This is a genomic window from Streptomyces sp. NPDC057249, assembly GCF_042669245.1.
Taxonomy (GTDB): Bacteria; Actinomycetota; Actinomycetes; order Streptomycetales; family Streptomycetaceae; genus Streptomyces.
Window position 1 is genome coordinate 1 of record NZ_JBHUXS010000004.1, and the last position, 25,784, is coordinate 25,784.

At 72.5% G+C, this 25,784-nt stretch carries 20 protein-coding genes and 2 rRNA genes; 19 read left to right on the top strand and 3 right to left on the bottom strand.

Annotated elements, in window-relative coordinates:
- The 3 genes from ACFUJY_RS08665 to ACFUJY_RS08675 all read left to right on the top strand — a co-directional run.
- A 23S ribosomal RNA gene (locus tag ACFUJY_RS08665) occupies positions 1-1,173 on the top strand; the annotation flags it as partial.
- Positions 1,174-1,308: 135 nt separating this feature from the next.
- Positions 1,309-1,425, top strand: a 5S ribosomal RNA gene (gene rrf, locus ACFUJY_RS08670).
- Between the two features lie 1,117 nt (positions 1,426-2,542).
- Positions 2,543-3,295 carry a tetratricopeptide repeat protein gene (locus tag ACFUJY_RS08675; protein ID WP_383297438.1) on the top strand — a complete coding sequence of 251 codons (753 nt, stop codon included), beginning with the start codon at positions 2,543-2,545 and terminating at the stop codon, positions 3,293-3,295.
- Positions 3,296-3,344: 49 nt separating this feature from the next.
- Here ACFUJY_RS08675 and ACFUJY_RS08680 read toward each other — a convergent pair whose 3' ends face one another.
- Positions 3,345-4,625 carry a DUF1015 family protein gene (locus ACFUJY_RS08680; RefSeq protein WP_383296520.1) on the bottom strand — a complete coding sequence of 427 codons (1,281 nt, stop codon included), beginning with the start codon at positions 4,623-4,625 and terminating at the stop codon, positions 3,345-3,347.
- Positions 4,626-4,696: 71 nt separating this feature from the next.
- Between ACFUJY_RS08680 and ACFUJY_RS08685 the strand changes: the two genes are divergently transcribed.
- From ACFUJY_RS08685 to ACFUJY_RS08700, 4 genes are all read left to right on the top strand, one after another.
- Positions 4,697-5,725 (top strand): HAD-IIA family hydrolase, encoded by a 1,029-nt coding sequence (locus tag ACFUJY_RS08685; protein ID WP_383296523.1) that lies wholly within the window; start codon positions 4,697-4,699, stop codon positions 5,723-5,725.
- A 150-nt stretch (positions 5,726-5,875) separates the two neighbouring features.
- Positions 5,876-6,835, top strand: coding sequence for a FecCD family ABC transporter permease (locus tag ACFUJY_RS08690; RefSeq protein WP_383297440.1), 960 nt, complete (start codon positions 5,876-5,878; stop codon positions 6,833-6,835).
- The gene (locus ACFUJY_RS08695) at positions 6,832-7,905 is read left to right on the top strand and encodes a FecCD family ABC transporter permease (RefSeq protein ID WP_383296525.1); all 1,074 of its coding nucleotides are present in this window, start codon (positions 6,832-6,834) and stop codon (positions 7,903-7,905) included. The genes ACFUJY_RS08690 and ACFUJY_RS08695 overlap by 4 nt, the downstream gene beginning before the upstream one ends.
- A gap of 80 nt (positions 7,906-7,985) precedes the next feature.
- Positions 7,986-8,825, top strand: coding sequence for an ABC transporter ATP-binding protein (locus ACFUJY_RS08700; protein ID WP_383296528.1), 840 nt, complete (start codon positions 7,986-7,988; stop codon positions 8,823-8,825).
- 140 nt (positions 8,826-8,965) lie between these two features.
- Here ACFUJY_RS08700 and ACFUJY_RS08705 read toward each other — a convergent pair whose 3' ends face one another.
- Entirely contained in the window at positions 8,966-9,313 is a 348-nt protein-coding gene (locus ACFUJY_RS08705; RefSeq protein ID WP_164635055.1) for an SCP2 sterol-binding domain-containing protein, read from the bottom strand.
- A gap of 54 nt (positions 9,314-9,367) precedes the next feature.
- On the opposite strand from ACFUJY_RS08705, the gene ACFUJY_RS08710 reads away from it, so the two are divergent.
- The 6 genes from ACFUJY_RS08710 (at position 9,368) to ACFUJY_RS08735 (ending at position 15,445) form a co-directional block, all read left to right on the top strand.
- Positions 9,368-9,640, top strand: a complete 273-nt coding sequence (locus ACFUJY_RS08710; RefSeq protein WP_383297441.1) for a hypothetical protein — start codon at positions 9,368-9,370, stop codon at positions 9,638-9,640.
- Positions 9,641-9,647: 7 nt separating this feature from the next.
- Positions 9,648-10,463, top strand: a complete 816-nt coding sequence (locus ACFUJY_RS08715; RefSeq protein ID WP_383296532.1) for a TlyA family RNA methyltransferase — start codon at positions 9,648-9,650, stop codon at positions 10,461-10,463.
- Positions 10,460-11,365 (top strand): NAD kinase, encoded by a 906-nt coding sequence (locus ACFUJY_RS08720; protein ID WP_383296535.1) that lies wholly within the window; start codon positions 10,460-10,462, stop codon positions 11,363-11,365. Before ACFUJY_RS08715 ends, ACFUJY_RS08720 begins: the two co-directional genes overlap by 4 nt.
- A 77-nt stretch (positions 11,366-11,442) precedes the next feature.
- Positions 11,443-13,188: a DNA repair protein RecN gene (recN, locus tag ACFUJY_RS08725; RefSeq protein WP_383296538.1), complete on the top strand. Its 1,746-nt coding sequence runs from the start codon at positions 11,443-11,445 to the stop codon at positions 13,186-13,188.
- Between the two features lie 218 nt (positions 13,189-13,406).
- Positions 13,407-14,492 carry a glycosyltransferase family 4 protein gene (locus ACFUJY_RS08730; RefSeq protein WP_383296540.1) on the top strand — a complete coding sequence of 362 codons (1,086 nt, stop codon included), beginning with the start codon at positions 13,407-13,409 and terminating at the stop codon, positions 14,490-14,492.
- A 56-nt stretch (positions 14,493-14,548) separates the two neighbouring features.
- Positions 14,549-15,445, top strand: a complete 897-nt coding sequence (locus tag ACFUJY_RS08735; protein WP_383296543.1) for a sulfurtransferase — start codon at positions 14,549-14,551, stop codon at positions 15,443-15,445.
- Positions 15,446-15,506: 61 nt separating this feature from the next.
- Here the strand turns inward: ACFUJY_RS08735 and ACFUJY_RS08740 are convergent, their stop codons facing one another.
- Positions 15,507-17,309 (bottom strand): glycoside hydrolase family 15 protein, encoded by a 1,803-nt coding sequence (locus tag ACFUJY_RS08740; RefSeq protein WP_383297443.1) that lies wholly within the window; start codon positions 17,307-17,309, stop codon positions 15,507-15,509.
- 402 nt (positions 17,310-17,711) lie between these two features.
- Here ACFUJY_RS08740 and ACFUJY_RS08745 point away from each other — a divergent pair, with 402 nt between their 5' ends.
- The 6 genes from ACFUJY_RS08745 to ACFUJY_RS08770 all read left to right on the top strand — a co-directional run bounded on the left by ACFUJY_RS08745 (position 17,712) and on the right by ACFUJY_RS08770 (position 25,736).
- Positions 17,712-19,385, top strand: a complete 1,674-nt coding sequence (locus ACFUJY_RS08745; RefSeq protein ID WP_383296545.1) for a CTP synthase — start codon at positions 17,712-17,714, stop codon at positions 19,383-19,385.
- A gap of 90 nt (positions 19,386-19,475) precedes the next feature.
- Positions 19,476-20,102 (top strand): NUDIX domain-containing protein, encoded by a 627-nt coding sequence (locus tag ACFUJY_RS08750; RefSeq protein ID WP_383296548.1) that lies wholly within the window; start codon positions 19,476-19,478, stop codon positions 20,100-20,102.
- Positions 20,103-20,346: 244 nt separating this feature from the next.
- On the top strand, positions 20,347-22,410 hold the full coding sequence (locus ACFUJY_RS08755) for a tetratricopeptide repeat protein (RefSeq protein WP_383296551.1): 2,064 nt from the start codon (positions 20,347-20,349) through the stop codon (positions 22,408-22,410).
- Positions 22,411-22,552: 142 nt separating this feature from the next.
- The gene (gene ald, locus ACFUJY_RS08760) at positions 22,553-23,668 is read left to right on the top strand and encodes an alanine dehydrogenase (RefSeq protein WP_383297445.1); all 1,116 of its coding nucleotides are present in this window, start codon (positions 22,553-22,555) and stop codon (positions 23,666-23,668) included.
- A gap of 368 nt (positions 23,669-24,036) precedes the next feature.
- Entirely contained in the window at positions 24,037-25,155 is a 1,119-nt protein-coding gene (locus ACFUJY_RS08765; RefSeq protein ID WP_073968097.1) for a ParA family protein, read from the top strand.
- Positions 25,152-25,736: a hypothetical protein gene (locus ACFUJY_RS08770; protein ID WP_383297447.1), complete on the top strand. Its 585-nt coding sequence runs from the start codon at positions 25,152-25,154 to the stop codon at positions 25,734-25,736. Before ACFUJY_RS08765 ends, ACFUJY_RS08770 begins: the two co-directional genes overlap by 4 nt.
- Positions 25,737-25,784: the final 48 nt, after the last annotated feature.

The window sequence follows — 25,784 nt, forward strand, 5'->3', positions numbered from 1 at the left end:
TGAGCTGGGGGTGGCCGCAGAGACCAGCGAGAAGCGACTGTTTACTAAAAACACAGGTCCGTGCGAAGCCGTAAGGCGATGTATACGGACTGACGCCTGCCCGGTGCTGGAACGTTAAGGGGACCGGTTAGCTGCTCTTCGGGGTGGCGAAGCTGAGAACTTAAGCGCCAGTAAACGGCGGTGGTAACTATAACCATCCTAAGGTAGCGAAATTCCTTGTCGGGTAAGTTCCGACCTGCACGAATGGCGTAACGACTTCTCGACTGTCTCAACCATAGGCCCGGTGAAATTGCACTACGAGTAAAGATGCTCGTTTCGCGCAGCAGGACGGAAAGACCCCGGGACCTTTACTATAGTTTGATATTGGTGTTCGGTTCGGCTTGTGTAGGATAGGTGGGAGACTTTGAAGCGGCCACGCCAGTGGTTGTGGAGTCGTCGTTGAAATACCACTCTGGTCGTGCTGGATGTCTAACCTGGGTCCGTGATCCGGATCAGGGACAGTGTCTGATGGGTAGTTTAACTGGGGCGGTTGCCTCCTAAAGAGTAACGGAGGCGCCCAAAGGTTCCCTCAGCCTGGTTGGCAATCAGGTGTTGAGTGTAAGTGCACAAGGGAGCTTGACTGTGAGACCGACGGGTCGAGCAGGGACGAAAGTCGGGACTAGTGATCCGGCAGTGGCTTGTGGAAGCGCTGTCGCTCAACGGATAAAAGGTACCCCGGGGATAACAGGCTGATCTTCCCCAAGAGTCCATATCGACGGGATGGTTTGGCACCTCGATGTCGGCTCGTCGCATCCTGGGGCTGGAGTCGGTCCCAAGGGTTGGGCTGTTCGCCCATTAAAGCGGTACGCGAGCTGGGTTTAGAACGTCGTGAGACAGTTCGGTCCCTATCCGCTGTGCGCGTAGGAATATTGAGAAGGGCTGTCCCTAGTACGAGAGGACCGGGACGGACGAACCTCTGGTGTGCCAGTTGTTCTGCCAAGGGCATGGCTGGTTGGCTACGTTCGGAAAGGATAACCGCTGAAAGCATCTAAGCGGGAAGCCTGCTTCGAGATGAGTATTCCCACCCTCTTGAAGGGTTAAGGCTCCCAGTAGACGACTGGGTTGATAGGCCAGATGTGGAAGCCCGGTAACGGGTGGAGCTGACTGGTACTAATAGGCCGAGGGCTTGTCCTCAGTTGCTCGCGTCCACTGTGTTGTTCCCAGGCCACGAACGGTCGTGCTGGTTGAACAACGTCACTCATAAATTGAAAAGTGTGCTTGTTCGCTAAGTGCCGATACTCCGCTTTGCAGCGGGGTGGCCGATAGTGTTTCGGTGGTCATTGCGTTAGGGAAACGCCCGGTTACATTCCGAACCCGGAAGCTAAGCCTTTCAGCGCCGATGGTACTGCAGGGGGGACCCTGTGGGAGAGTAGGACGCCGCCGAACAATTTTTGAAGGACCCTTGGTCCCAGCGTTCAGCGCTGGGACCAAGGGTCTTTTTTGTTTTGCCCGAAGCGCGTCGGGTGTCCGGCTGCGCAAGAATGTCTGTAGTACCCCGATGACAGGAGCTCCACCCATGTCCACCAACTCTCCCGACGATCGTTCGGAGCGCGAGCCGCGTCGCCGGGACGGCGGTGACCGGGGCGGCTTCGGCGGCGGTCGCGATGACCGCTCGCGCGGTCCGCGCCGGGACAACGACCGCGGTGGATACCGCCGTGACGACCGTCCCTCCGGGGGCGGCTTCCGCCGCGACGACCGGGACCGCGACCGGGATCGTGGCCCGCGCCGCGACGACCGGCCCGCCGGCGGTGGTTTCCGCCGCGACGACCGGGGCGGTTCCACCGGTGGCGGCTTCCGTCGCGATGACCGCGGTGGCGGCTACGACAACCGTGGCGGTGGGTTCCGTCGCGATGACCGGGCGCCGCGTCGTGATGACGACCGCGGTGGCCGGCCGGGTGGCTTCGACCGCCGTGACGACCGGCCTCGTGGCCCGCGTCGGGATGACGACAACCGTGGTGGCGGCTTCCGCCGCGACGACCGCCCTTCCGGTGGCGGCTTCCGTCGCGATGACCGCGGTGGCGGCTACGACAACCGTGGTGGCGGGTTCCGTCGCGATGACCGGGCCCCGCGCCGCGACGACGACCGCGGCGGGTTCCGCCGTGACGACCGCGCTCCGCGCCGGGACGACGACCGCGGTGGGTTCCGCCGCGACGACGACCGTGGCGGCTTCCGCCGGGACGACCGCGACCGCGCCCCCCGGCGCGACGACGAGCGCGGCGGGCGTTCCGGCGGCTACGGCTACGACCGGCGCGACGACCGCCGTGACGACCGCCCGCGCGGTCCCCGCCGCGACGACGGCCGTCCGGCCGGCGGCGGGTTCCGCCGTGACGACCGGGACCGGGACCGCGACCGCGGCCCCCGCCGTGACGACAACCGGGGCGGCGGCTACCGCGGCCAGCGGGACGACCGCGACCGGGGCGGCTACCGGGGCCGCGACGACCGAGGCGGCCGGCAGGGCGGTTACGAGCGTCGCGACGACCGCGACCGCGAGCCCGTCAAGCGGCTGCCCATCCCGGACGACGTCACCGGTCACGAGATCGACCAGGACGTCCGCCAGGAGCTGCTGAGCCTGCCCAAGACGCTGGCCGAGGACGTCGCGCGGAACCTGGTCATGGTGGCCCGGCTCATCGACGAGGACCCCGAGCAGGCGTACGCGTACTCCCGCATCGCCCTCCGGCTCGCCTCGCGCGTCGCCGCCGTCCGCGAAGCCGCCGGTTTCGCCGCCTACGCGACCCAGAAGTACGCGGAGGCCCTGGCGGAGTTCCGGGCGGCCCGGCGGATGACCGGGTCCGTGGAGCTGTGGCCCGTCATGGCCGACTGCGAGCGCGGGCTCGGGCGGCCCGAGAAGGCCATGGCGATGGCCGGTGAGCCCGAGGTGCAGAAGCTGGACAAGGCCGGCCAGGTCGAGATGCGTCTCGTGGCCGCCGGCGCCCGGCGCGACATGGGGCAGCTCGACGCCGCCATCGTCACCCTGCAGAGCCCCGAGCTGGCCTCCAACGCGGTGCACCCGTGGACCCCGCGCCTGCGCTACGCGTACGCGGACGCGCTGCTCGAAGCGGGCCGCGAGGACGAGGCGCGCGAGTGGTTCGGCAAGGCGCTGGAGGCCGACAAGGACGGCGCCACCGACGCGTCCGACCGCCTCGCCGAGCTGGACGGCGTGGAGTTCGTGGACGCGCTGGACGACGACGAGGACGAGCCCGTCGCCGCCGACACGGACCGGGACGACGCCGACGAGGACGGCACGCCCCGCGCGTAACGCATGAGAAGAGGGCGGCACCCCGCGCGGGTGCCGCCCTCTTTCGCGTTCAGCCCAGGTTCAGGCTGCGTAGGACCAGGCCCGTCGCCGGCTTCGGGCCGAACGACGTCGACTTGCGGGGCATGGTGACGCCCTGGCGGGCCAGGTTCCGGACGAGCTCCTCGCGCACCGGATGCATCAGCACCGCGGTCGAGCCGTTCCGCTCGGCCTGTTCCACCGCGGCGGCGGTGTCGTGGATGTAGGCGATGTGCGCCGGGTCGTCCGGGATGCGCCACACCCGGTCGAGCAGCGCCGCGTGCAGGACCGTGGCGTCGAGGGTGCGCCAGGCGGCCGGGCGGTCCCCCGGGACCGTGCGGGCCAGCAGCGCCTCGTCCGGGCGGTCGACCAGATGGAAGGCGCCGTCGCCCGCGAGGAGGAAGGCGTTGCCCTCGGCCGCCGCCCCCGCCAGGGCTTCCATCGCGTCGGGAAGCGGCCCCGCCACCTCCCGTATCCGGAACAGGCCGGTCAGCGCGTCCAGCGCGTCCGCGACGGGCAGTCCGTGCAGCAGGCGGTGGATGGCGCGGACCCGGAGCGGGTAGCGGGCGGTGTCCACCAGGAGCACGAGACCGTAGTCCCAGGGGCCCGGGTCCGTGTGCTCCTCCTGAAGCCTCAGATAGGTGGCCCAGCGGTGGTGGCCGTCCGCGATCAGCGCCTGGTGCCCGGCCAGGTCCGCCTGGATCTCCGCGCGTTCGGCCGGGTCGGTGACCGCCCACAGCCGGTGGCGGAAGCCGTCCTCCGTGGTCGTGCAGAGCAGCGGTTCGCGTTCGACGGTCCGCTCGACCACCGCGGTCGCCCCCGTCGCCGTGCCCTCCCCACCCCGGTACGTCAGCAGCAGCGGTTCCAGGTGGGCGGCGGTGGCACGCATCAGGTCGGCCCGGTCCTCGACCACATGCGCCATGACGTCCTCGTGCGGGAGCACCACGCCGTCGGCCGGCCCCGAGAGCGCGAGGGCGCCGATCACGCCGCGTTGCAGGATCTCCTCGTCGCGCTGCTCGTACACGTACAGGGCGGGCTCCGGGTCCGGCGCGAGGACACCCTCCGCGAGCCAGTCGTCCAGGGTGGCGGCGGCCCGGGCGTTGCGGGCGGCGACCGTGCCGGCCTGCGGCAGGATCAGCCGCACGATGTTGTGCGGGTCCGCCGACTCCAGGTGCAGCAGCCCGTCGGGCCGCACGACCACGTCGTACGGGGGAGAGGTCACCGCGGCGAGACTGCCGACCCGCTCGGGGACGTACCGCAGCCCACGGAACGGAAGCAGACGCAGTCCCTGGTCCGCCGTGCCTCGTGTGTTCATCCACGCATCGTATGTGGGGTACAGGGATGCGCGATGATCGGGGGAGAAGCAGTCGATGAGGAGCGCGGAACATGAGCGGGACGAGCAGGACCAGGCCGAGCGGCAGCAGCACCGCGCTGAGTGAGGCGTACGACACGGCGCTGCTCGACCTCGACGGTGTCGTGTACGCGGGCGGGCTGGCCATCGACCACGCCGTCGAGGCGCTCGGCTCGGCGCGGGCCGGCGGGATGCACCTGGCGTACGTCACCAACAACGCGCTGCGCACCCCGGCCGCGGTGGCCGCGCACCTGACCGAGCTGGGCGTCCCGGCCGAGCCGGCCGACGTGATCACCTCGGCGCAGGCCGTGGCCCGGCTCGTCGCCGACCAACTGCCCGCCGCGGCGCGGGTCCTGGTCATCGGCGGCGAGGGACTGCGCGTCGCACTGCGGGAACGCGGCCTCGAACCCGTCGAGTCGGCCGACGACGACCCGGTCGCCGTGGTCCAGGGATACGGCGGCCCCGACCTGGCGTGGGGCCGGTTCGCGGAGGCGTCGTACGCGATCAACCGCGGGCTGCCGTGGTTCGCGTCCAACACCGACCTGACGATCCCGGGCGCCCGGGGGATCGCGCCGGGCAACGGGGCGGCCGTCGAGGTCGTCCGCATCGCCACCGGCGCCGAGCCGCAGGTGGCCGGGAAGCCGCTCCCGCCGATGCACCGCGAGACCGTGCTGCGCACCGGCGCCGAACGGCCGCTGGTGGTCGGCGACCGGCTGGACACCGACATCGAGGGGGCGTTCAACGGGGGCGTCGACTCGCTGCTCGTGCTCACCGGGGTGACCGACGCGGCCCAGCTGGTCACTGCCGTCCCCGAGCACCGGCCGACGTACATCGACGCCGACCTGCGCGGGCTGCTCACCGGACAGCCCGAGGTGACGGAGGACGGCGAGGGATTCCGCTGCGGCGGCTGGACGGCCTCCGCCGGGGGCGGCGCGCTCGTACTGGAGGGCGACGGCGACCCGCTCGACGGGCTGCGGGCGCTGTGCGCGGCGGCCTGGTCGCACGCCGGGGACGGGGCCTGTGACCTGGCCGCGGAGAAGGCCGTGGCCCGGCTGGGGCTGTGAGGACGGGGCCGGAGCCGGAAAGGCTGGGTAGGCTAACCTAACCGGGTGTTGGTTGAAAGCCCCCCGGATTCCAGTTCCGGCCCGATAGCCGCGCCGGACCAGGCCGCCGCTCCCCGCAGGCGCCACGCGGCGAGAGCGGCGGGGCTCCTGGTGGCCGTGGCCGTCCTCGTGCTGGTGTGTCTCGCGTCCATCGGGATCGGCGCCAAGGCGCTGCCGCTCTCCGACGTGTGGCACGGCCTGTTCCACTACGCGGGCAGCGGCGACGACGTCCTCGTACGCAAGGTCCGTGTCCCCCGCACCGTGCTGGGGCTCCTGGTGGGCGCCGCGCTGGGCCTCGCCGGGGCGGTGATGCAGGCGCTGACCCGGAACCCGCTCGCCGAGCCGGGCATCCTCGGCGTCAACGCGGGGGCCTCGGCCGCCGTCGTCTCCGCGATCAGCTTCTTCGGCGTGACCTCGCTGACCGGCTACGTGTGGTTCGCTTTCGCGGGCGCCGCGATCGTGTCGGTGGCCGTGTACTTCCTCGGGGGCAGCCGGTCCTCGACGCCGGTACGGCTCGCGCTCGCCGGGACGGCCGTGACCGCCGCGCTGTACGGATACGTCAACGCCGTACAGCTGCTGGACTCGGCGTCGCTGGACCGGCTGCGGTTCTGGCAGGTCGGCTCGCTGGCCTCCGCGAACACCGAGACCGTCGGCAAGGTCTGGCCGTTCATCGCGGCGGGCGTCCTGCTGACGGTGTTCATCGCACGCCCGCTCAACGCCCTGGAGATGGGCGACGACACCGCCAGGGCGCTGGGCGCGCACCTGACCAGGACCCGCGTCCTCGCGATGCTGGCCGTCACCCTGCTGTGCGGGGCGGCGACCGCCGCCTGCGGGCCGATCGTCTTCATCGGGCTGATGATCCCGCACCTGGTCCGCACCCTCACCGGTCCCGACCTGCGGTGGATTCTGCCGTACGCGGCGGTGCTCTCCCCGGTGCTCCTGCTCGGCGCGGACGTGGTCGGCCGGGTCGTCGCCCGCCCCTCCGAACTCCAGGTCGGCATCGTCACCGCGCTCATCGGCGGGCCCGTCTTCATCTACCTCGTACGACGCAAGAGGATGTCCCAGCTGTGAAGGCCACGACCACGAAGGAGACGGCACGCGCGGTCCGCCCGGCACGGGCCGTGCGGACGGCCGGCGGGTACTCGTTCCGGATGAACGTGCGGGCGGCCCTGGTCGTCCTGCTCCTGGCCGTCGTGGCGGCGGCGGCCGCGGTCGTCCTCATCGGCAGCGGCGACTTCTCGATGACGCCCGGCGAGGTGCTGACCACGCTCTTCGGCCACGGCACCTTCCAGCAGGAGTTCATCGTCACGGACCTGCGGCTGCCCCGGGTCCTCGTCGGACTGCTCGTCGGCGGTGCGCTCGGTGCCGGGGGCGCCGTCTTCCAGACCATCTCGCGCAACCCGCTCGGCAGCCCCGACGTGCTCGGCTTCGGGCAGGGCGCCACGGTCGGCGCGCTCACCGTGATCGTCCTCTTCGGGGGCGACGCGAAGGAGGTCGCGGCCGGCGCGGTCGTCGGCGGCCTGCTGACCGGTCTCGCCGTCTACCTGCTGGCGTGGAAGCGCGGGGTGCACGGCTTCCGGCTCGTCCTGGTGGGGATCGGGGCGGCCGCCATGCTGACCGCCGCCACCCACTACCTGATCACCAAGGCGAACCTGGTCGACGCGACCCGTGCCGTCGTCTGGATGACCGGCTCCCTGGACGGCCGCGACTGGGCGCAGGTCTGGCCGCTGCTGGTCGTCTGCGCGGTGCTGCTCCCGCTCGTGTACGGGCACGGACCGGCCCTGCGCGTGATGGAGATGGGCGACGACGCCGCGTACGCACTCGGGGTCCGCGTGGAACGCACGCGCCTCCTCCTCATGGGCGCCGCCGTGCTGCTCGTCGCCGTCGCCACGGCCGCCGCCGGGCCGATCGCCTTCGTCTCGCTGAGCGCCCCGCAGCTGGCGCGCCGGCTGACCCGCTCCACCGGCCCGAACCTGGTGGCCGCGACGTTCATGGGCGCGGCGCTCCTGCTCGTCGCCGACTGGGTCGCGCTCGACGCCTTCGGCGACCGGCAGCTGCCGGTGGGGGTGGTCACCGGGGTGCTCGGCGGCTGCTACCTGGTGTGGCTCCTGGTGACCGAGCGCAAGGCGGGTCGCATATGAGATCCCGTACCGCCGCCACTCCCCGACCGTCCGCCCCCCGACCGCCCGACAACCGGCCGTCCGACCCCCGGAGTACCCCCATGCAGCGCCTCACCGCGGACTCGGTGACCCTCGGATACGACCAGCGGGTCATCGCGGAGAACCTGTCGGTCGAGATACCCGACCACTCGTTCACCGTCATCGTCGGCCCCAACGCCTGCGGCAAGTCGACGCTGCTGCGGGCGCTCTCCCGGATGCTGAAGCCGAGCCGGGGCCAGGTGCTGCTGGACGGGCAGTCGATCCACGGACTGCCCGCCAAGAAGGTCGCGAAGACGCTGGGCCTGCTGCCGCAGTCCTCGATCGCGCCGGAGGGCATCACGGTCGCGGACCTCGTGGCGCGGGGCCGGTACCCGCACCAGGGGCTGCTGCGGCAGTGGTCGCCCGAGGACGAGCGGGTCGTCCGGGAGTCGATGGAATCGACGGGCGTCGGTGAGCTGGCCGACCGCTATGTCGACGAACTGTCCGGCGGCCAGCGTCAGCGGGTCTGGATCGCGATGGCCCTCGCCCAGCAGACGCCGCTGCTGCTGCTCGACGAGCCGACGACGTACCTCGACATCCAGCACCAGATCGACGTGCTGGACCTCTGCGCCGAGCTGCACGAGACGCAGGGGCGGACGCTGGTGGCCGTCCTGCACGACCTGAACCACGCGGCGCGGTACGCCACGCATCTGATCGCGATGCGCGGCGGGGAGATCGTCGCGGAGGGGGCGCCGGGGGAGATCGTCACCGCGGAGCTGGTGGAGCGGGTGTTCGGGCTGCGGTGCCAGGTGATCCCCGATCCGGAGACGGGTACGCCGTTGGTCGTACCCGCTGCGAGGGTGCGCGGGGCGCGCGTTGCGCGCGGGGCCGAAAAGACGTCCTCAAGCGCCGGACGGGCTTGATTTTGGCCGCTGTGGGCCTGCCTGCTCAGCTCAAAGACGTCCTCAATCGCCGGACGGGCTTGAGTTTGGTGGGCGTGGTGCCGCCTGCTTCACTTGCAGAGGTCCTGAAGCGCCGGACGGGCTTGATTCGGCTGATGCCGTCACAGCAGTGACTTCAGTTTCAGGAGGTCTCTGAAGCCCGCCTCCAGGCGGACCCGGCCCGACGCCCACGCCTTCGCGAAGTTCAGGTCGCCGTCGACCATGGCGACCAGGTCGTCGCCGGTCATCGCGAGGCGGATTTCGGCCTTTTCACGGGGTGGGCCCTCCAGCGTGTCCAGGACCTGGATGCGGCCGCCGGACAGGCGGCCCGTGAACGTGATGTCCAGGTCCCGGATGTGGCAGCTCAGCGAGCGGTCCAGGTCGGCGGCGCGGCGCACGTCGCCGTCGGCCCCCGCGAGGTTGTCGGAAAGTCTGTCGAGTGCGCTGCGGCACTCCGCCATGGTCGCCATCATGATCGACGGTACCCCAGCGCTTCGCGGTAGCGTTTCCGCATGAGCGACCCTATGCCCGCCCCCGAGACGGACGCCCCGCCGGAGCCGGCCGAGCCCGCGGGGCCCGCGCCGCTCGGTGTCGTACGGACGCCCACCGGCAGCCCCGAGGTGGACGGTCTGCTGGAGCGGCTCGCCGACGCCGACCACCTCGCGGCGGACGGACACACCGAGGTGTACGAGGATGTACACCGGGGCCTGCGCGAGGCGCTGAGCGCGCTGGACGCCGGGCCCGCCCCCGCACCGGGACCACCCGTACCGGTGCCCCCGTACAACCACAGGAGCTGAACCGAACGTGGCAGGAGTCGCCCGTCGCCGTCTCGACGCCGAGCTGGTACGCCGCAAGCTGGCCCGGTCGCGCGAGCACGCCAGCCAGCTGATCGCGGCGGGCCGGGTGACCGTCGGCGGCAACACCGCGACGAAGCCGGCCACCCAGGTCGAGACCAGCGCCGCCGTCGTCGTCAGCAAGGACGACAGCGACCCCGAGTACGTCTCGCGCGGCGGCCACAAGCTGGCCGGCGCCCTCGCCGCCTTCGTCCCGCTCGGGCTGGAGGTCGAGGGCCGCCGGGCGCTCGACGCGGGGGCCTCGACCGGCGGGTTCACCGATGTGCTGCTGCGCGCCGGGGTCGCCCGGGTGGTGGCCGTGGACGTCGGCTACGGGCAGCTGGCCTGGTCGCTCCAGTCCGACGAGCGCGTCGTCGTCAAAGACCGCACCAACGTCCGGGAGCTGACCCTGGAGGCCATCGACGACGAGCCGGTCGACCTGGTGGTGGGCGACCTGTCGTTCATCCCGCTCGGGCTCGTGATGCCGGCCCTGATCCGCTGCACGGCCCCCGGCGCCGACCTGGTCCTCATGGTCAAGCCGCAGTTCGAGGTCGGCAAGGAACGGCTCGGCAGCGGCGGTGTGGTGCGCGATCCCGAACTGCGCGCCGAGGCGGTGCGGGAAGTCGCCCGCCGGGCGTGGGCGCTGGGCCTGGGGGTGCGGGGCGTGACCGCCAGCCCGCTGCCGGGGCCCTCCGGGAACGTCGAGTACTTTCTGTGGCTGCGGGCCGGAGCACCGGAACTCGATCCCGCGGATGTCGACCGTGCAGTGGCGGAGGGGCCCCGTTGACGACGAATGCGGCACGTACAGTCTTTCTTCTTGCGCACACCGGCCGCCCGGCCGCGATCCGCAGCGCGGAGCTCGTGGTGCAGGGGCTGCTGCGCAACGGCCTGGGGGTGCGGGTCCTCGCCACGGAGGCGGCCGACCTGCCGCTGCCCCTGTCCGTGGAGACCGTCACCGATGCCACGCCCGAGGTGCTCAACGGCTGCGAACTGCTGATCGTCCTCGGCGGCGACGGGACACTGCTGCGCGGCGCCGAACTCTCCCGCGCCTCCGGCGTGCCCATGCTCGGCGTCAACCTCGGCCGGGTCGGCTTCCTCGCCGAGGCCGAGCGCGACGACCTCGACCAGGTGGTCGACCGGGTCGTCACCCGGGCGTACACGGTCGAGGAGCGCATGACGATCGACGTGCTGGTGCACAGCAACGGGGACGTCGTCCACACCGACTGGGCGCTCAACGAGGCGGCCGTGCAGAAGGTGTCGCCCGAGCGGATGCTCGAAGTCGTCCTGGAGATCGACGGCCGCCCGGTGACCGGGTTCGGCTGCGACGGCATCGTGTGCGCCACGCCCACCGGCTCCACCGCGTACGCCTTCTCGGCCGGCGGGCCCGTCGTCTGGCCGGAGGTCGAGGCGCTGCTGATGGTCCCGATCAGCGCCCACGCCCTCTTCGCCAAGCCGCTCGTCACCTCACCCTCCTCGGTGCTCGCCGTCGAGGTCCAGCCGCACACCCCGCACGGGGTGCTGTGGTGCGACGGACGCAGGACCGTCGAGCTGCCCTCCGGGGCGCGGGTCGAGGTGCGGCGCGGCGCGGTGCCCGTCCGGCTGGCCCGGCTGCACCAGGCGTCGTTCACGGATCGCCTGGTCGCCAAGTTCGCGCTGCCGGTGTCGGGGTGGCGGGGCGCGCCCCACTGACCCTCGGACGCGGCGCCACGATCCGGGGACCCGGGCCGTGGCCCGTGTGCACGCGGGCGGTGAAACCTCGTATGGTCATGTCCGTGTTGGAGGAGATGCGGATACGGTCGCTCGGGGTCATCGACGACGCGGTGGTGGAGCTGTCACCCGGCTTCACCGCGGTGACGGGTGAGGCCGGCGCCGGCAAGACCATGGTCGTCACCAGCCTGGGGCTGCTGCTCGGCGGGCGCGCCGACCCCGCCCTGGTGCGGATCGGCGCCAAGGCCGCGGTGGTCGAGGGCCGGATCACGGTGGCCGAGGGCGACGCGGTGGCCCTGCGCGCCGAGGAGGCCGGGGCCGAGATCGAGGACGGGGCGCTGCTCATCAGCCGCACCGTCTCCGCCGAAGGGCGCTCCCGGGCGCACCTCGGCGGCAGATCCGTGCCCGTGGGCGTGCTGTCCGAGCTGGCCGACGAACTCGTCGCCGTGCACGGCCAGACCGATCAGCAGGGCCTCCTCAAGCCCGCCCGGCAGCGCCAGGCCCTCGACCGGTACGCGGGCGACGGCGTCGCCGTGCCGCTCGCCAAGTACGCGGCGGCCTACCGGCGGCTGCGGGACGTGGCGGCGGAGCTGGACGAGCTGACGACGCGCGCCCGCGAACGCGCCCAGGAGGCCGACCTGCTGCGCTTCGGTCTGGACGAGATCGCCGCCGTCGAACCACTGGCCGACGAGGACACCGAGCTGGCCGCCGAGGCCCAGCGGCTCGGCCACGCCGACGCGCTCGCCTCCGCCGCCGCCCTCGCGCACACCGCGCTGGCCGGCAACCCGGAGGACCCGGAGGCCCTGGACGCCACGACCGTGGTGGCCGCCGCCCGGCAGGCCCTCGACGGGGTGCGGTCGCACGACCCGGCGCTCGCCTCGCTCGCCGACCGGGTCGGCGAGATCTCCATCCTGCTCGCGGACGTCTCCGGCGAACTGTCCGGTTACGCGGACCAGCTCGACGCCGACCCGCTGCGGCTCGCCGCCGTCGAGGAGCGGCGGGCCGCGCTCACCGCCCTCACCCGCAAGTACGGGGAGGACATCACCGCCGTACTCGCCTGGGCGCAGGAGGGCGCGGCCCGGCTCACCGAGCTGGAGGGCGACGACGACCGGATCGGTGAGCTGACCGCCGAGCGGGACGCCCTGCGCGCCGAACTCTCCGGGCTCGGGCAGGCGCTGACCGACGCCCGGACGGCGGCCGCCGCGTCCTTCGCGGAGGCGGTGACCGAGGAGCTGGCGTCCCTGGCCATGCCGCACGCCCGGGTGTCCTTCGACATCCGGCAGGCGGAGGCGGCGGACGAGGCGTCCGGCATCGAGATCGGCGGGCGGAACGTGGCGTACGGCCCGTCCGGCGCGGACGAGGTCGAGCTGCTGCTGGCCCCGCATCCCGGTGCCCAGCCCCGGCCGATCGCCAAGGGCGCGTCCGGCGGTGAGCTGTCCCGGGTGATGCTCGCGGTCGAGGTGGTCTTCGCGGGCTCCGACCCCGTGCCCACGTACCTCTTCGACGAGGTCGACGCGGGCGTCGGCGGAAAGGCGGCGGTGGAGGTCGGGCGGAGGCTCGCGAAGCTGGCGAAGTCCGCCCAGGTCGTCGTCGTCACGCACCTGCCCCAGGTGGCCGCGTTCGCGGACCGGCAGCTGCTGGTCGAGAAGACCGTGGACGGCTCGGTGACCAGCAGCGGGGTCACGGTCCTGGAGGGCGAGGACCGGGTCCGGGAGCTGTCCCGGATGCTCGCGGGCCAGGAGGACTCCGAGACGGCCCGCGCCCACGCGGAGGAACTGCTCGCGACGGCCCGCGCGGACGGGTAGCCGCACCGGCCGGGGCGCGCTCGGCGCGTGCCCCGGCTCGCGCGCCGTACGGGTGTCGTGGCGCCGTACACGCTTTCACCCGTGCGGGTGGTGTCGGCCGTCCGATTTGTCGTGGTGAGCCCCGGAGTAACGGTTCCGTCGTGCCGGAACGTGCGTACGGACTGGCATCCTTGGCCGTGTTCGTACCCCCGACTCGGGAGCCCCGGGAGCCAATCGACGTGTCACAGCTGCGCACGGTCCAGGTACTCGGCGGCGGCAGTGCCGGCAGCAGCACGCACGCCGGCTCGCTGGCCGCCGGACTGGTCGCCCGGGGAGTGCGGGTGACCGTCTGCGCGCCGGCCGCGCTGGACCGCACCCACGACTTCGCCGCCACCGGCGCCCACTTCGCGCCCGTGCCCCGGCGCAGCGACCCGGCGGCCGTCGCCGCCCTGCGCGCCGCCTGCGCCGACGCGGACGTCGTCCACGCGCACGGACTCCACGCCGCCGTGCGGGCGGCCCTGGCGATCGGCCGCCGGCCCGTCCCCCTGGTCGTCACCTGGCACACCCGGGCCCACGCCGAGGGGGCCCGCCGCCGGCTGCTGCGCCTCCTGGAGCGAAGGGCGGTGCGCGCGGCGGCCGTGGTGCTGGCCACCTCCTCCGATCTGGTCGACCGGGCGCGCGCCCGGGGCGCCCGCGACGCCCGGCTCGCGCCCGTCGCCGCCCCCCGGGCGCCGCGCCCGGCCGGCCCGCCCGCCGACAAGGTCCGCGCCGAACTGGGGGCGGTGGAGCGGCCGTTGGTCGTCGCGCTCGGCAGTCTCGTACCGCATCACGGCTACCGGACCCTGCTCGACGCGGCGGCCGTGTGGCGCCTGCTCGACCCGGTACCGCTGGTGGCCGTCGTCGGCGAGGGGCGGGAGCGGGCGGTCCTGCGGCGGCGGATCACGGCCGAGGGCCTGCCCGTCGAACTGCTCGGCGACCGACCCGACGCCGCAGCGCTCCTGGCCGCCGCCGACGTGGCCGTCCTGCCCAGCCGCTGGGAGTCCCGCTCCACCACCGCCCAGCAGGCGCTGCGGTCCGGGGTGCCCCTGGTCGCCATGGCGGTCGGCGGCACGCCCGAACTGGTGGGGGACGCCGCCGTCCTCGTGCCGTACGCGGACGCCGAGGCGCTGGCCGTCGAGGTGGCCCGGCTGCTCGGGGACCCGGCCGAGCGGGACCGGCTGGCCGCCGAGGGCCTGCGGCAGGCGGCGAGCTGGCCGACCGAGGACGACACGGTGGCCCAGGTCCTCGCGGTGTATGACGAGCTGGCCCAGCCGCTGGCCCGTTGACAGCCTTCCGGCCGGCTGCGATCTTGAAAATTCGGACCGGGCGGCTGGGAGGGCGTGTGGGCGGGGAAACGCAGGCTTACGGGGACGAGGGGGGCACCGCCGTCGGCGCGTTGCCCGGGCCCCTCGTCTCCGCGCAGTGGCTCGCCGCGCGCCTCGGCGCCCCCGGGCTGCGGGTGTTCGACGCGTCGGTCGGCGCGCACCGGGGGAGCGGGACGCGGATCGCGGGGGCCCGGTTCTTCGACATCGACGGCGCGCTCTCCGACCCCGCGGCGCCGGTGCCGCACACCATGCCGACCGCTGCCCGCTTCACCGAGGAGATGCGGGCGCTCGGCCTGAACGGCACGGACACCGTGGTCGTGTACGACGCCGCCGGGATCTACTCCAGTGCCCGGGCCCGGTGGATGCTCCGGGCCATGGGCTTCGACCGGGCCGCCGTCCTCGACGGCGGGCTGCCCGCCTGGACCGCCGCCGGACTGCCGGTCACCCGGGGCGCGCCGGAACCGCCCGCCGCGCCCGGGGACTTCACTGCCCGCCCCCGGCCGGGACTCCTCGTCGGCGCCGTCGAGGTGGCGGCGGCGCTGGCCGATCCGGAGGCGGTGGTGCTCGACGCCAGGACCCGGGGGCGGTTCGAGGGCACGGAGCCCGAGCCGCGGGCCGGGCTGCGCGGCGGCCATATGCCGGGGGCGGTCAGCCTGCCGTTCGGCCGGCTCCAGCACGACGGCCGGATGCGGGCGCCCGGCGAGCTGCGCGCCGCGTTCGCCGACGCGGCCGGTGACCGCGAGCGGCTGTACTTCAGCTGCGGGTCGGGGGTGACCGCCTGCGTCCTCGCGCTGGGGGCCGAGCTGGCCGGATACCGGGACCTGACGGTGTACGACGGGTCCTGGAGCGAGTGGGGGCTGCCCATCGCGGACCCGGCGGACCGGCCGGTCGTGACGGGCCCGGCGCGGGGCTGACACGGACTCCGCCCGGCGGCCGGAGAGCGGCAGCCGGGCGGAGAACGCGGACCGGGGGGCGTCAGCCCACGTACGCCCCGCTCGCCGTCAGACGCAGGGCCGTGTCGATCAGCGGGACGTGGCTGAACGCCTGCGGGAAGTTGCCCACCTGGCGCTGGAGCCGGGCGTCCCACTCCTCGGCCAGCAGGCCCAGGTCGTTGCGGAGGGACAGCAGCCGCTCGAAGAGCCGGCGGGCCTCGTCGACCCGGCCGATCATCGCGAGGTCGTCCGCCAGCCAGAACGAGCAGGCCAGGAACGCGCCTTCGTCGCCCTCCAGGCCGTCCACCCCCGCGTCGTCGCCGGCGGTGGGGTAGCGCAGGACGAAGCCGTCCTCGGTGGACAGCTCCCGCTGGATCGCCTCGATGGTGCCGATGACCCGCTTGTCGTCGGGGGGCAGGAAGCCCATCTGCGGGATCAGCAGCAGGGAGGCGTCCAGCTCCTTCGACCCGTAGGACTGGGTGAAGGTGTTGCGCTCGGGGTCGTAGCCCCGCTCGCAGACGGCGCGGTGGATCTCGTCGCGCAGCTCGTGCAGCCGTTCGACCGGGCCCTCTGCGTCGCCGGACTCGATGAGCTTGATGGTGCGGTCGACCGCGACCCAGGCCATCACCTTGGAGTGCACGAAGTGGCGGCGCGGCCCGCGCACCTCCCAGATGCCCTCGTCCGGCTCGTTCCAGTGCTTCTCCAGGTACTCGATCAGCTTGAGCTGGAGCCCGGTGGCGTAGTCGTTGCGGGCCAGGCCCGTCATGTGCGCCAGGTGCAGGGCCTCGGTGACCTCGCCGTACACGTCCAGCTGGAGCTGGCCGGCCGCGCCATTGCCGACCCGGACCGGGGCGGAGCCCTCGTAACCCGGCAGCCACTCCAGCTCCGCCTCGCCCAGCTCCCGCTCGCCCGCGATCCCGTACATGATCTGCAGGTTCTCCGGGTCGCCGGCCACCGCGCGCAGCAGCCACTCGCGCCAGGCGCGGGCCTCCTCGCGGTAGCCGGTGCGCAGCAGCGAGGAGAGGGTGATCGCGGCGTCGCGCAACCAGGTGTAGCGGTAGTCCCAGTTCCGGGAGCCGCCGATGTCCTCGGGCAGCGAGGTGGTCGGCGCGGCGACGATGCCGCCGGTCGGCGCGTACGTCAGGGCCTTCAGCGTGATCAGCGAGCGGACCACGGCCTCGCGGTAGGGGCCGTGGTACGTGCACTGCTCGACCCACTCGCGCCAGAAGTCCGCGGTGGCCTCCAGCGAGCCGTCGGGGTCCGGGAGCGCGGGCGGCTCGTGGTGCGAGGGCTGCCAGCTGATCGTGAACGCGATCCGGTCACCGGGGGCGACGGTGAAGTCGGAGTACGTCGTCAGGTTCTCGCCGTAGGTGTCGACGGGCGTGTCCAGCCACACCGAGTCCGGGCCCGCGACGGCGACCGTACGTGAGTCCACCTTGTGCACCCAGGGGGTGACGCGGCCGTAGCTGAACCGCATGCGCAGCTCCGAGCGCATCGGCACCCGGCCGCTGACGCCCTCCACGATGCGGATCAGCTGCGGCGCCCCGTCGCGCGGCGGCATGAAGTCGGTCACTCTGACCGTGCCGCGCGGCGTGTCCCACTCCGATTCCAGGATGAGGGAGTCCCCGCGGTAGCGGCGGCGGTCGGCCGCGGGCGGCTCCGCGCCCTCGGGGCGGGCCGGCCCCAGTCGCCAGAAGCCGTGCTCCTCGGTGCCCAGGAGGCCCGCGAAAACGGCGTGTGAATCGAAGCGGGGCAGGCACAGCCAGTCGGCTGTGCCGTCCCGGCAGACCAGGGCGGCGGTCTGCATGTCTCCGATGAGTGCGTAATCCTCGATGCGCCCGGCCACGTGCATCTCCAGTCGAACGGCCATGTCGCCCCGTGGGGCGCTTACTGCGGGTCAAGAGGTTGTCGCAAGGGGTTGTCGTGGGGGGACCTGCGAACTTCCGGCCTCGCCCGAGCGAGTGTCCGAGCAGGATACGACGCACACGGGTGATCCGCGCGACCCTCTTGACAACCGGACTGCGCCGATCGAGTGGGATGCGAGTGGCATATGCGATTCGCGCCGCGCTCGCGCGCCGGTGGCCGGAAGCAGTCCCCCTCCGTCGCTGATACCCTGGTAGCCCGTGGACGGTGGTCGTCGGCGAGAGCAGACGAGGCCCCCGAACCGCAGCGACGGCATCTCCGGAATCTCCGGACGGCAACGCCGGCACGCACCTCATGATCGCGACCACGGGAGCCCCCTTTGGCTATGCAGCCCACATCCACGACGACCAAGCACATCTTCGTCACCGGGGGTGTCGCCTCTTCCCTCGGCAAGGGTCTGACTGCCTCCAGCCTCGGTGCCCTGCTCAAGGCGCGCGGTCTCCGGGTCACCATGCAGAAGCTCGACCCCTACCTGAACGTCGACCCCGGCACGATGAACCCGTTCCAGCACGGCGAGGTCTTCGTGACCAACGACGGCGCCGAGACGGACCTCGACATCGGCCACTACGAGCGCTTCCTCGACGTGGACCTCGACGGCTCGGCCAACGTCACCACCGGCCAGGTCTACTCGCAGGTCATCGCCAAGGAGCGGCGCGGCGAGTACCTCGGTGACACCGTGCAGGTCATCCCGCACATCACCAACGAGATCAAGCACCGCATCCGCCGCATGGCCACCGACGACGTCGACGTGGTCATCACCGAGGTCGGCGGCACCGTCGGCGACATCGAGTCGCTGCCGTTCCTGGAGACCGTCCGCCAGGTCCGCCACGAGGTCGGCCGGGACAACGTCTTCGTCGTCCACATCTCGCTGCTGCCCTACATCGGCCCCTCCGGCGAGCTGAAGACCAAGCCCACCCAGCACTCCGTGGCCGCCCTGCGCAACATCGGTATCCAGCCGGACGCCATCGTGCTGCGCGCCGACCGCGACGTGCCGACCGCCATCAAGCGCAAGATCTCGCTTATGTGCGACGTGGACGAGGCGGCCGTGGTCGCCTGCGTGGACGCCAAGTCGATCTACGACATCCCCAAGGTGCTGCACACCGAGGGCCTGGACGCCTACGTCGTGCGCAAGCTGGACCTGCCGTTCCGGGATGTCGACTGGACCACCTGGGACGACCTGCTGGACCGCGTCCACAACCCCGACCACGAGGTCACCGTCGCCCTGGTCGGCAAGTACATCGACCTGCCCGACGCCTACCTCTCGGTCACCGAGGCCATCCGGGCCGGCGGTTTCGCCAACAAGGCCCGGGTCAAGGTCGAGTGGGTCGCCTCGGACGACTGCAAGACCGCGGCCGGCGCGCAGAAGGCCCTCGCCGGTGTCGACGCGATCTGCATCCCCGGCGGCTTCGGTGAGCGCGGCGTGGTCGGCAAGGTCGGCGCGATCCAGTACGCCCGCGAGAACAAGGTGCCGCTGCTCGGCCTCTGCCTCGGCCTCCAGTGCATCGTGATCGAGGCGGCCCGCAACCTCGCCGGCATCCCGGACGCCAACTCCACCGAGTTCGACGCCGCGACCTCGCACCCGGTCATCTCGACCATGGAGGAGCAGCTCGCGTACGTCGAGGGCGCCGGTGACCTGGGCGGCACCATGCGGCTCGGCCTCTACCCGGCGAAGCTCGCCGAGGGCTCGCTGGTCCGCGAGGCGTACGACGACCAGCCGTACGTGGAGGAGCGCCACCGCCACCGCTACGAGGTCAACAACTCCTACCGCGCCGAGCTGGAGAAGAAGGCCGGCCTGGTCTTCTCGGGCACCTCCCCGGACAACAAGCTGGTCGAGTACGTCGAGTACCCGCGCGAGGTCCACCCGTACCTCGTCGCCACCCAGGCGCACCCGGAGCTGCGCTCCCGGCCGACCCGCCCGCACCCGCTCTTCGCCGGTCTGGTGAAGGCGGCCGTCGCCCGCAAGACGGGCGCCGCCGCCGGGGGCGAGCAGAGCAAGTAGGCGGCACCTCCGCAGGCGTTACGGTTGACCGGGGCGCGCGTCCGAGCAGGGACGCGGGCCCCGGTCACCGTTTTTCGTGGGAGGACGCAGATGGGTTTCCAGGACACGCCCGAGGAATGGCGGGTCGCCGAGAGCGCGACCCCGTTCCGGGGGAAGAAGACCAGCGTCCGCGCCGACGACGTCGAGATGCCCGACGGTACGGTCGCGCACCGCGACTACCAGGTGCACCCCGGCTCGGTCGCCGTGCTCGCGCTGGACGACGAGGGCCGCGTCCTCGTCCTGCGCCAGTACCGCCACCCGGTCCGCCACAAGCTGTGGGAGATCCCGGCCGGGCTGCTCGACGTGCCCGGCGAGAACCCGCTGCACGCCGCGCAGCGCGAGTTGTACGAGGAGGCGCACGTCAAGGCCGAGGACTGGCGGGTGCTCACCGACATCTACACCTCGCCCGGCGGCTCCGACGAGGCCGTACGGATCTTCCTCGCCCGGGACGTCTCCGAGGCCGAGGGCGAGCGCTTCGAGGTCGCCGAGGAGGAGGCCGACATGGAGCTGGCCCGGGTGCCGCTCCAGGACCTCGTGCGCAACGTGCTCGCCGGCGACCTGCACAACAGCTGCCTGGTCGTGGGCGTTCTCGCGCTCACCGCGGCCCTCGCCGGTGACGGCGTCGACACGCTGCGCCCCGCCGACGCGCCCTGGCCGGCCCGCCCCTTCGACGCCTGACGGGCCGTCGGAAGCCTTGCGAGGCGGTCGATGAGGACCCAGGGGGTGTCTTGCCGGTCAGGGCCGGCAAGACACCCCCTCGTACGGTCACTCCCGCGCACCCTCCGATCGTAATAAATGCTGATCCGATCGGGGGATGCCCGGGTCGCGCTCCCCCTTCTCCGGCCGCCCGCCTGAACTACGCTTCGAATGCCCTGACCGGAGTCCCGCAGGGCGACGCGTGCAGCGAAGTGGAGCGTGGCCCGTGACGGATCAGGCGGTGGACACCAGCGGCCCGGCCGAGGCAGCGGGGACCGAGGAGCCGCCCGCCCCGGAGCCGACCCGATTCTTCGGCCGCGAACGGGAGTTGAAGGAACTCCGCGACGACATCGAGCGCGCCGGACTCGACACCATGGCCGGCCGCCGCAGCGCCCGCTCCCGGGTCCTCCTGATCGCCGGACGCCCCGGTTCCGGCCGCACCGCGCTCGCCTCCGAACTCGCCCGCCGGCTCCTGGAGACCGGCGACTACCCCGACGGCCTGCTGCGCGTCCGGCTCACCGAGACCGGCGGTGCCCCCGTCCCCCCGGAACGCGCCGCCCGCGACCTCCTCGGACGGCTCGGCCTGACCGGACCGCCCGGCGCCGACGCCGACGAACTGACCGAAATGGTCCGCGAGGCCCTGGCCGTGCGCCGGGCCCTGCTCCTCCTGGACGACGCGGCGGACGCCGAACAGGTCGACCCGCTCCTCCCCGACAACCCGGACTGCCTCGTCGTCGCCACGTCCGAGGGCCCGCTGACCGGCATCCCCGGCGTCCGGCCCTGCACCCTCGGCGGCCTGGACGCGGGCTCCGCCGTCCAGCTCCTCGGCCGGGCCACCGGCCAGGTCAGGATCACCGTCGACCCGCTGACCGCCCAGACCCTGGCCGAGGAGTGCGGCGGGCAGCCGGCCGCCCTGGTCCTGATCGGCGGCTGGCTCGCGGCCCGCCCGACCGCCTCGGTGGCCGATGCCGGGCGGCAACTGCGCGCGCTGCCCGACGACCCCGAAGCGCCCGCCGGGACGCGCCCGCTGACCCGCGCCTTCCGCCTCGTCCACGATTCGCTGCCGGCCACCCCGGCCCGGATACTGCGTCTGCTCTCCCTCGCCCCCGGCGGCCTCGCCGACGCCCACACCGCCTCCGCGCTGGCCGGCTGCTCCGTCTCGGCCGCCCGGACCACCCTGGACGACTTCGTGACCCTGGGCCTGCTGCGCCGGGAGGACGCCGACGAACCGCAGTACGAGGTGCCGGGCTGCCTCGCCGGACTGCTGCGGGCCCTCCTGGAGGACCGGGACCGCCCCGCCGAGATCCAGCTCGCCCGGGCCAGGATGCTGGAGCGCACCGTGCGCCTGCTCCAGTCCTGCCGCGCCGTCACGGACCCGGAGGGCTCCCCGTCCCGCCGCAAGCTCGCCGGGCTCCCGCGCACCCTGCGCTTCCCGAACCCGGAGACCGCCGCCGCCTGGCTGCGCGCCCGCAGGCCCGCCCTGCTCGCCGCCGCCCGGGTCGCCGTCGAGGACGGGGAACTCGACACGCTGGCCCGCCGGCTGGTCGCCGCGCTGGTGCGGGCGCTCGCCGCGCACGAGGGCACCGACGCCGCCGCCCCCGACCTCTACGCCCTGCACGGCCTGGTGCTGGCCGTCGCCGAACGCCGCGACCTGCCCCGCGAGCGGGCGGCCGCCCTGCTCAACCTGGCCGACCTGGACGCCGGGACCGGCCGCACCCGGGAGGCGCTGGCCCGGTACCGCGAGGCGCTGGACGCCGGGCGGGCCGCGAAGGACCCGTACGCCACCGGGCGGGCCATGGAGTCCGTCGGCGGCGCCTACGCGGAGCTGGGCGACTACCACCGGGCGTCCGACTGGTACGGACGGGCGCTCGCCCAGCGCCTCACCCAGGGCGAGCCGGCCGAGGCGGCGCGCCTGTACGGGCGGCTCGGCGCCGTCCACACCTACGCGGGGCGGTACGGCGAGGCGCTGCGGAACTGGCGGGCCGCCGCCGCGGGCCACCGCAGGCTCGGCGACCTCCCGGCCCAGGCCCGGGCGCTCAGCGAGATGGCCCGGGTCCAGGAGTACGCGGGCCGGCCGCAGGAGTCGCTGCGCACCTGCCGGGAGGCGGTGGAGTGGGCGCGGCGGGCCAAGGACGTACGGCTTCAGGCCGCGCTGGAGCTGCGGCTCGCGGACACCCTGGACCGGCTCGGCGATCCCGCCGCGGCCGGGCTGCACCGGGGCGCGGCCGACAGATTGCTGGGCGACAAGGGCCTGACCTGCGAAACCAATAGCACTTCCTCGGAAAAATAATGCTTTGCAAGGCTAGACAGCGGGAAGCCCTTCATTAGACTGGCTGTACCGCGGCCGTTCGCGGTGCCTTCACATGTGATGCATCTACCCTTTTTGCATCGCTGTGCCCGGATTATCCTCTGAGCCAAGGACCGTGATCGACATGAAGGTCGGCATCCCCCGCGAAGTGAAGAACAACGAGTTCCGCGTGGCGATCACGCCCGCCGGCGTGCATGAGCTCGTCCGCCACGGCCACCAGGTCGTCGTCGAGCGGAACGCCGGAGCGGGCTCCTCCATCACGGACCAGGAGTACGTCGCGGCCGGTGCGGAGATCCTGCCCACCGCCGACGAGGTGTGGGCCGCCGCCGACCTGCTGCTCAAGGTCAAGGAGCCGGTCGCCGAGGAGTACCACCGCCTCCGCAAGGGCCAGACCCTCTTCACCTACCTGCACCTTGCCGCCTCCCGCGAGTGCACCGACGCGCTCCTGGAGTCGGGCACCACCGCCATCGCGTACGAGACCGTCGAGACGGCCAACCGCGCGCTGCCGCTGCTCGCCCCGATGTCCGAGGTCGCGGGCCGGCTGGCCCCGCAGGTCGGCGCGTACCACCTGATGCGCTCGGCCGGTGGCCGCGGCGTGCTGCCGGGCGGCGTCCCGGGTACGGCGGCCGGCCGGGCCGTCGTCATCGGCGGCGGCGTCTCCGGCTGGAACGCCACCCAGATCGCCGTGGGCCTCGGCTTCCACGTCACGCTGCTCGACAAGGACATCAACAAGCTCCGCGAGGCGGACAAGGTCTTCGGCACCAAGGTGCAGACCGTCGTCTCCAACGCCTTCGAACTGGAGAAGGCCGTGGTCGAGGCCGACCTCGTCGTCGGTGCCGTGCTGATCCCCGGCGCCAAGGCCCCGAAGCTGGTCACCAACGAGCTGGTCGCCAAGATGAAGCCCGGAAGTGTACTTGTCGACATTGCAATTGATCAGGGCGGTTGCTTCGAGGACTCGCACCCCACGACGCACGCCGAGCCGACCTTCCAGGTCCACGACTCGGTCTTCTACTGCGTCGCGAACATGCCCGGCGCGGTGCCCAACACCTCGACGTACGCCCTCACGAACGCGACGCTGCCCTACATCGTGGAGCTCGCGAACCGGGGCTGGGTGGAGGCGCTGCGCCGTGACGCCGCGCTCGCCAAGGGCCTCAACACCCATGACGGGCAGGTCGTTTACCGCGAGGTGGCCGAGGCGCACGGCCTCGACCACGTCGACCTGAACACGCTCATCGGCTGACCGGGGTCAACCCCTGCGTCAACTCCGTGCGTCCGGCCGGACCTTGCTGTCAAGGTCCGGCCGGACGCATGCCGGGTCCGCGCGCGCCCCCGAGCAACTCGTCTCGAACGTAGCCATTTAACCGTTTCGTACACCCGGGAAAAGTGTGTACCGAGGGTTGCGCGCCCTTGACAGCGGGGCGTTCGATTGCCGACACAACGGGCCGGGTCCGGCGGATTGTGTTGCTGCGGACAGGGGACACGCCATAGAGTCGCCAATCGTCGGCATGGTGCCACGCTGACCTATCGATAAGTTTCCTGGTCACGTCCAAGGAGGTAAGACGACTTGTGAATGAGTCGACAATTACTCCCGGGGGTGTTCAACCAGGGATGCCTGCACGGGGCCAGAGCCCGAACGGGCTGGAGGCTGTCGGCTCCGTCGCTGTCCGCACCTTCGCCACCCACCAGCACATGACGACAGCCCCCCAGATGATGGACGGCCTACACGTGAACGCCATGGCCGGCAACGAGAGTGGCCGGGACACCGCCCCCCTCGCCGACTTCGCCGAGACGCCCCAGGCGCATTTCTACGACCCCGACGCCGAGTACGAGCCCGACCCGGAGTACGCGGCCACGCTCGCGCCGGACGCCGCCCGGCAGCGCCGCGAGCGGATCGGCCCGACCGGCCGCCCCCTGCCGTACTTCCCGATCCCGGGCCCGCTGACCGACCACGGCCCCGCGAAGATCATCGCGATGTGCAACCAGAAGGGCGGCGTCGGCAAGACCACGTCGACCATCAACCTGGGTGCCGCGCTCGCGGAGTACGGCCGGCGCGTCCTGCTGGTCGACTTCGACCCGCAGGGCGCCCTCTCGGTCGGCCTCGGGGTCAACCCGATGGAGCTCGACCTCACCGTCTACAACCTGCTGATGGAGCGGGGCATGGCGGCCGACGAGGTCCTGCTGAAGACCGCGGTCCCCAACATGGACCTGCTCCCCAGCAACATCGACCTCTCCGCCGCCGAGGTGCAGCTCGTCAGCGAGGTGGCCCGCGAGTCCACGCTCCAGCGCGCCCTCAAGCCGCTGATGGCCGACTACGACTACATCGTGATCGACTGTCAGCCCTCGCTCGGCCTGCTGACGGTGAACGCGCTGACCGCCGCGCACAAGGTGATAGTCCCGCTCGAGTGCGAGTTCTTCGCGCTGCGCGGGGTGGCGCTGCTCACCGAGACGATCGAGAAGGTCCAGGAGCGGCTCAACCCGGAGCTGGAGCTCGACGGCATCCTCGCCACGATGTACGACTCCCGTACGGTGCACAGCCGCGAGGTCCTGGCGCGGGTGGTCGAGGCGTTCGACGACCACGTCTACCACACGGTCATCGGGCGCACGGTCCGCTTCCCGGAGACCACCGTCGCCGGTGAGCCCATCACCACGTACGCCTCCAACTCGGTCGGTGCCGCCGCTTATCGCCAGCTCGCCAGGGAGGTGCTCGCCCGGTGTCACGCCGAGTGAGTCTGCCCGGGGCCGACGAACTGTTCCGTACGACCGGGGGGATGGGGCTCCAGTCCTCGTCGCCCGCGGAGCGGAGGCGCAAGGCGAACGGCGAGGCCCGGGTGCCGGCTCCGGCCGGCGAGAACGAACCCGGGGCCGACGCACCGGGGGAGACCGCCCCGGACCCCGGCACCGCCCCCGCACGCCAGGAGCACGCGGCGGCCGGCGCCGACGCGGGCGACTCGCGCAGCCGGTCCGCCGAGGGGGACCGGGTCGCCGTCGCGGCCCAGGCCGCCCGCCGCCCGCAGCAGCCCGCCGAACCCGCCCCGGCGCCCGTCGTGCAGCAGCAGCGCAGGCGCGGCGGCGGACGCGGTGCGAACCGGCGGCCCAGCGGGCGCGAGCGCCACGACGAGAAGATCACCGTCTACGTCTCCGCCGAGGAACTGATGGACCTGGAGCACGCGCGCCTCGTCCTGCGCGGCGAACACGGCCTCGCCGTGGACCGGGGCCGGATCGTGCGCGAGGCGGTCGCCGTCGTCCTGGCGGACCTGGAATCGCGCGGCGACGCGAGCATCCTCGTACGACGGCTGCGCGGCCGCTGACCGGTACGGCGTCGGTAACCTGCCCGTACGGGCCGCCGGATGCGCGGC

Excerpts from the sequence above, each read along its gene's own strand:
- ACFUJY_RS08685 (WP_383296523.1), top strand. The coding sequence starts at position 4,697 with ATGAGCGGGACGAGCAGGACCAGGCCGAGCGGCAGCAGCACCGCGCTG.
- ACFUJY_RS08680 (WP_383296520.1), bottom strand. The coding sequence starts at position 4,625 with ATGAACACACGAGGCACGGCGGACCAGGGACTGCGTCTGCTTCCGTTC.
- ACFUJY_RS08750 (WP_383296548.1), top strand. The coding sequence starts at position 19,476 with ATGGGTTTCCAGGACACGCCCGAGGAATGGCGGGTCGCCGAGAGCGCG.
- ACFUJY_RS08745 (WP_383296545.1), top strand. The coding sequence starts at position 17,712 with ATGCAGCCCACATCCACGACGACCAAGCACATCTTCGTCACCGGGGGT.
- recN (WP_383296538.1), top strand. The coding sequence starts at position 11,443 with ATGTCCGTGTTGGAGGAGATGCGGATACGGTCGCTCGGGGTCATCGAC.
- ACFUJY_RS08705 (WP_164635055.1), bottom strand. The coding sequence starts at position 9,313 with ATGGCGACCATGGCGGAGTGCCGCAGCGCACTCGACAGACTTTCCGAC.
- ACFUJY_RS08710 (WP_383297441.1), top strand. The coding sequence starts at position 9,368 with ATGCCCGCCCCCGAGACGGACGCCCCGCCGGAGCCGGCCGAGCCCGCG.
- ald (WP_383297445.1), top strand. The coding sequence starts at position 22,553 with ATGAAGGTCGGCATCCCCCGCGAAGTGAAGAACAACGAGTTCCGCGTG.
- ACFUJY_RS08700 (WP_383296528.1), top strand. The coding sequence starts at position 7,986 with ATGCAGCGCCTCACCGCGGACTCGGTGACCCTCGGATACGACCAGCGG.
- ACFUJY_RS08765 (WP_073968097.1), top strand. The coding sequence starts at position 24,037 with ATGCCTGCACGGGGCCAGAGCCCGAACGGGCTGGAGGCTGTCGGCTCC.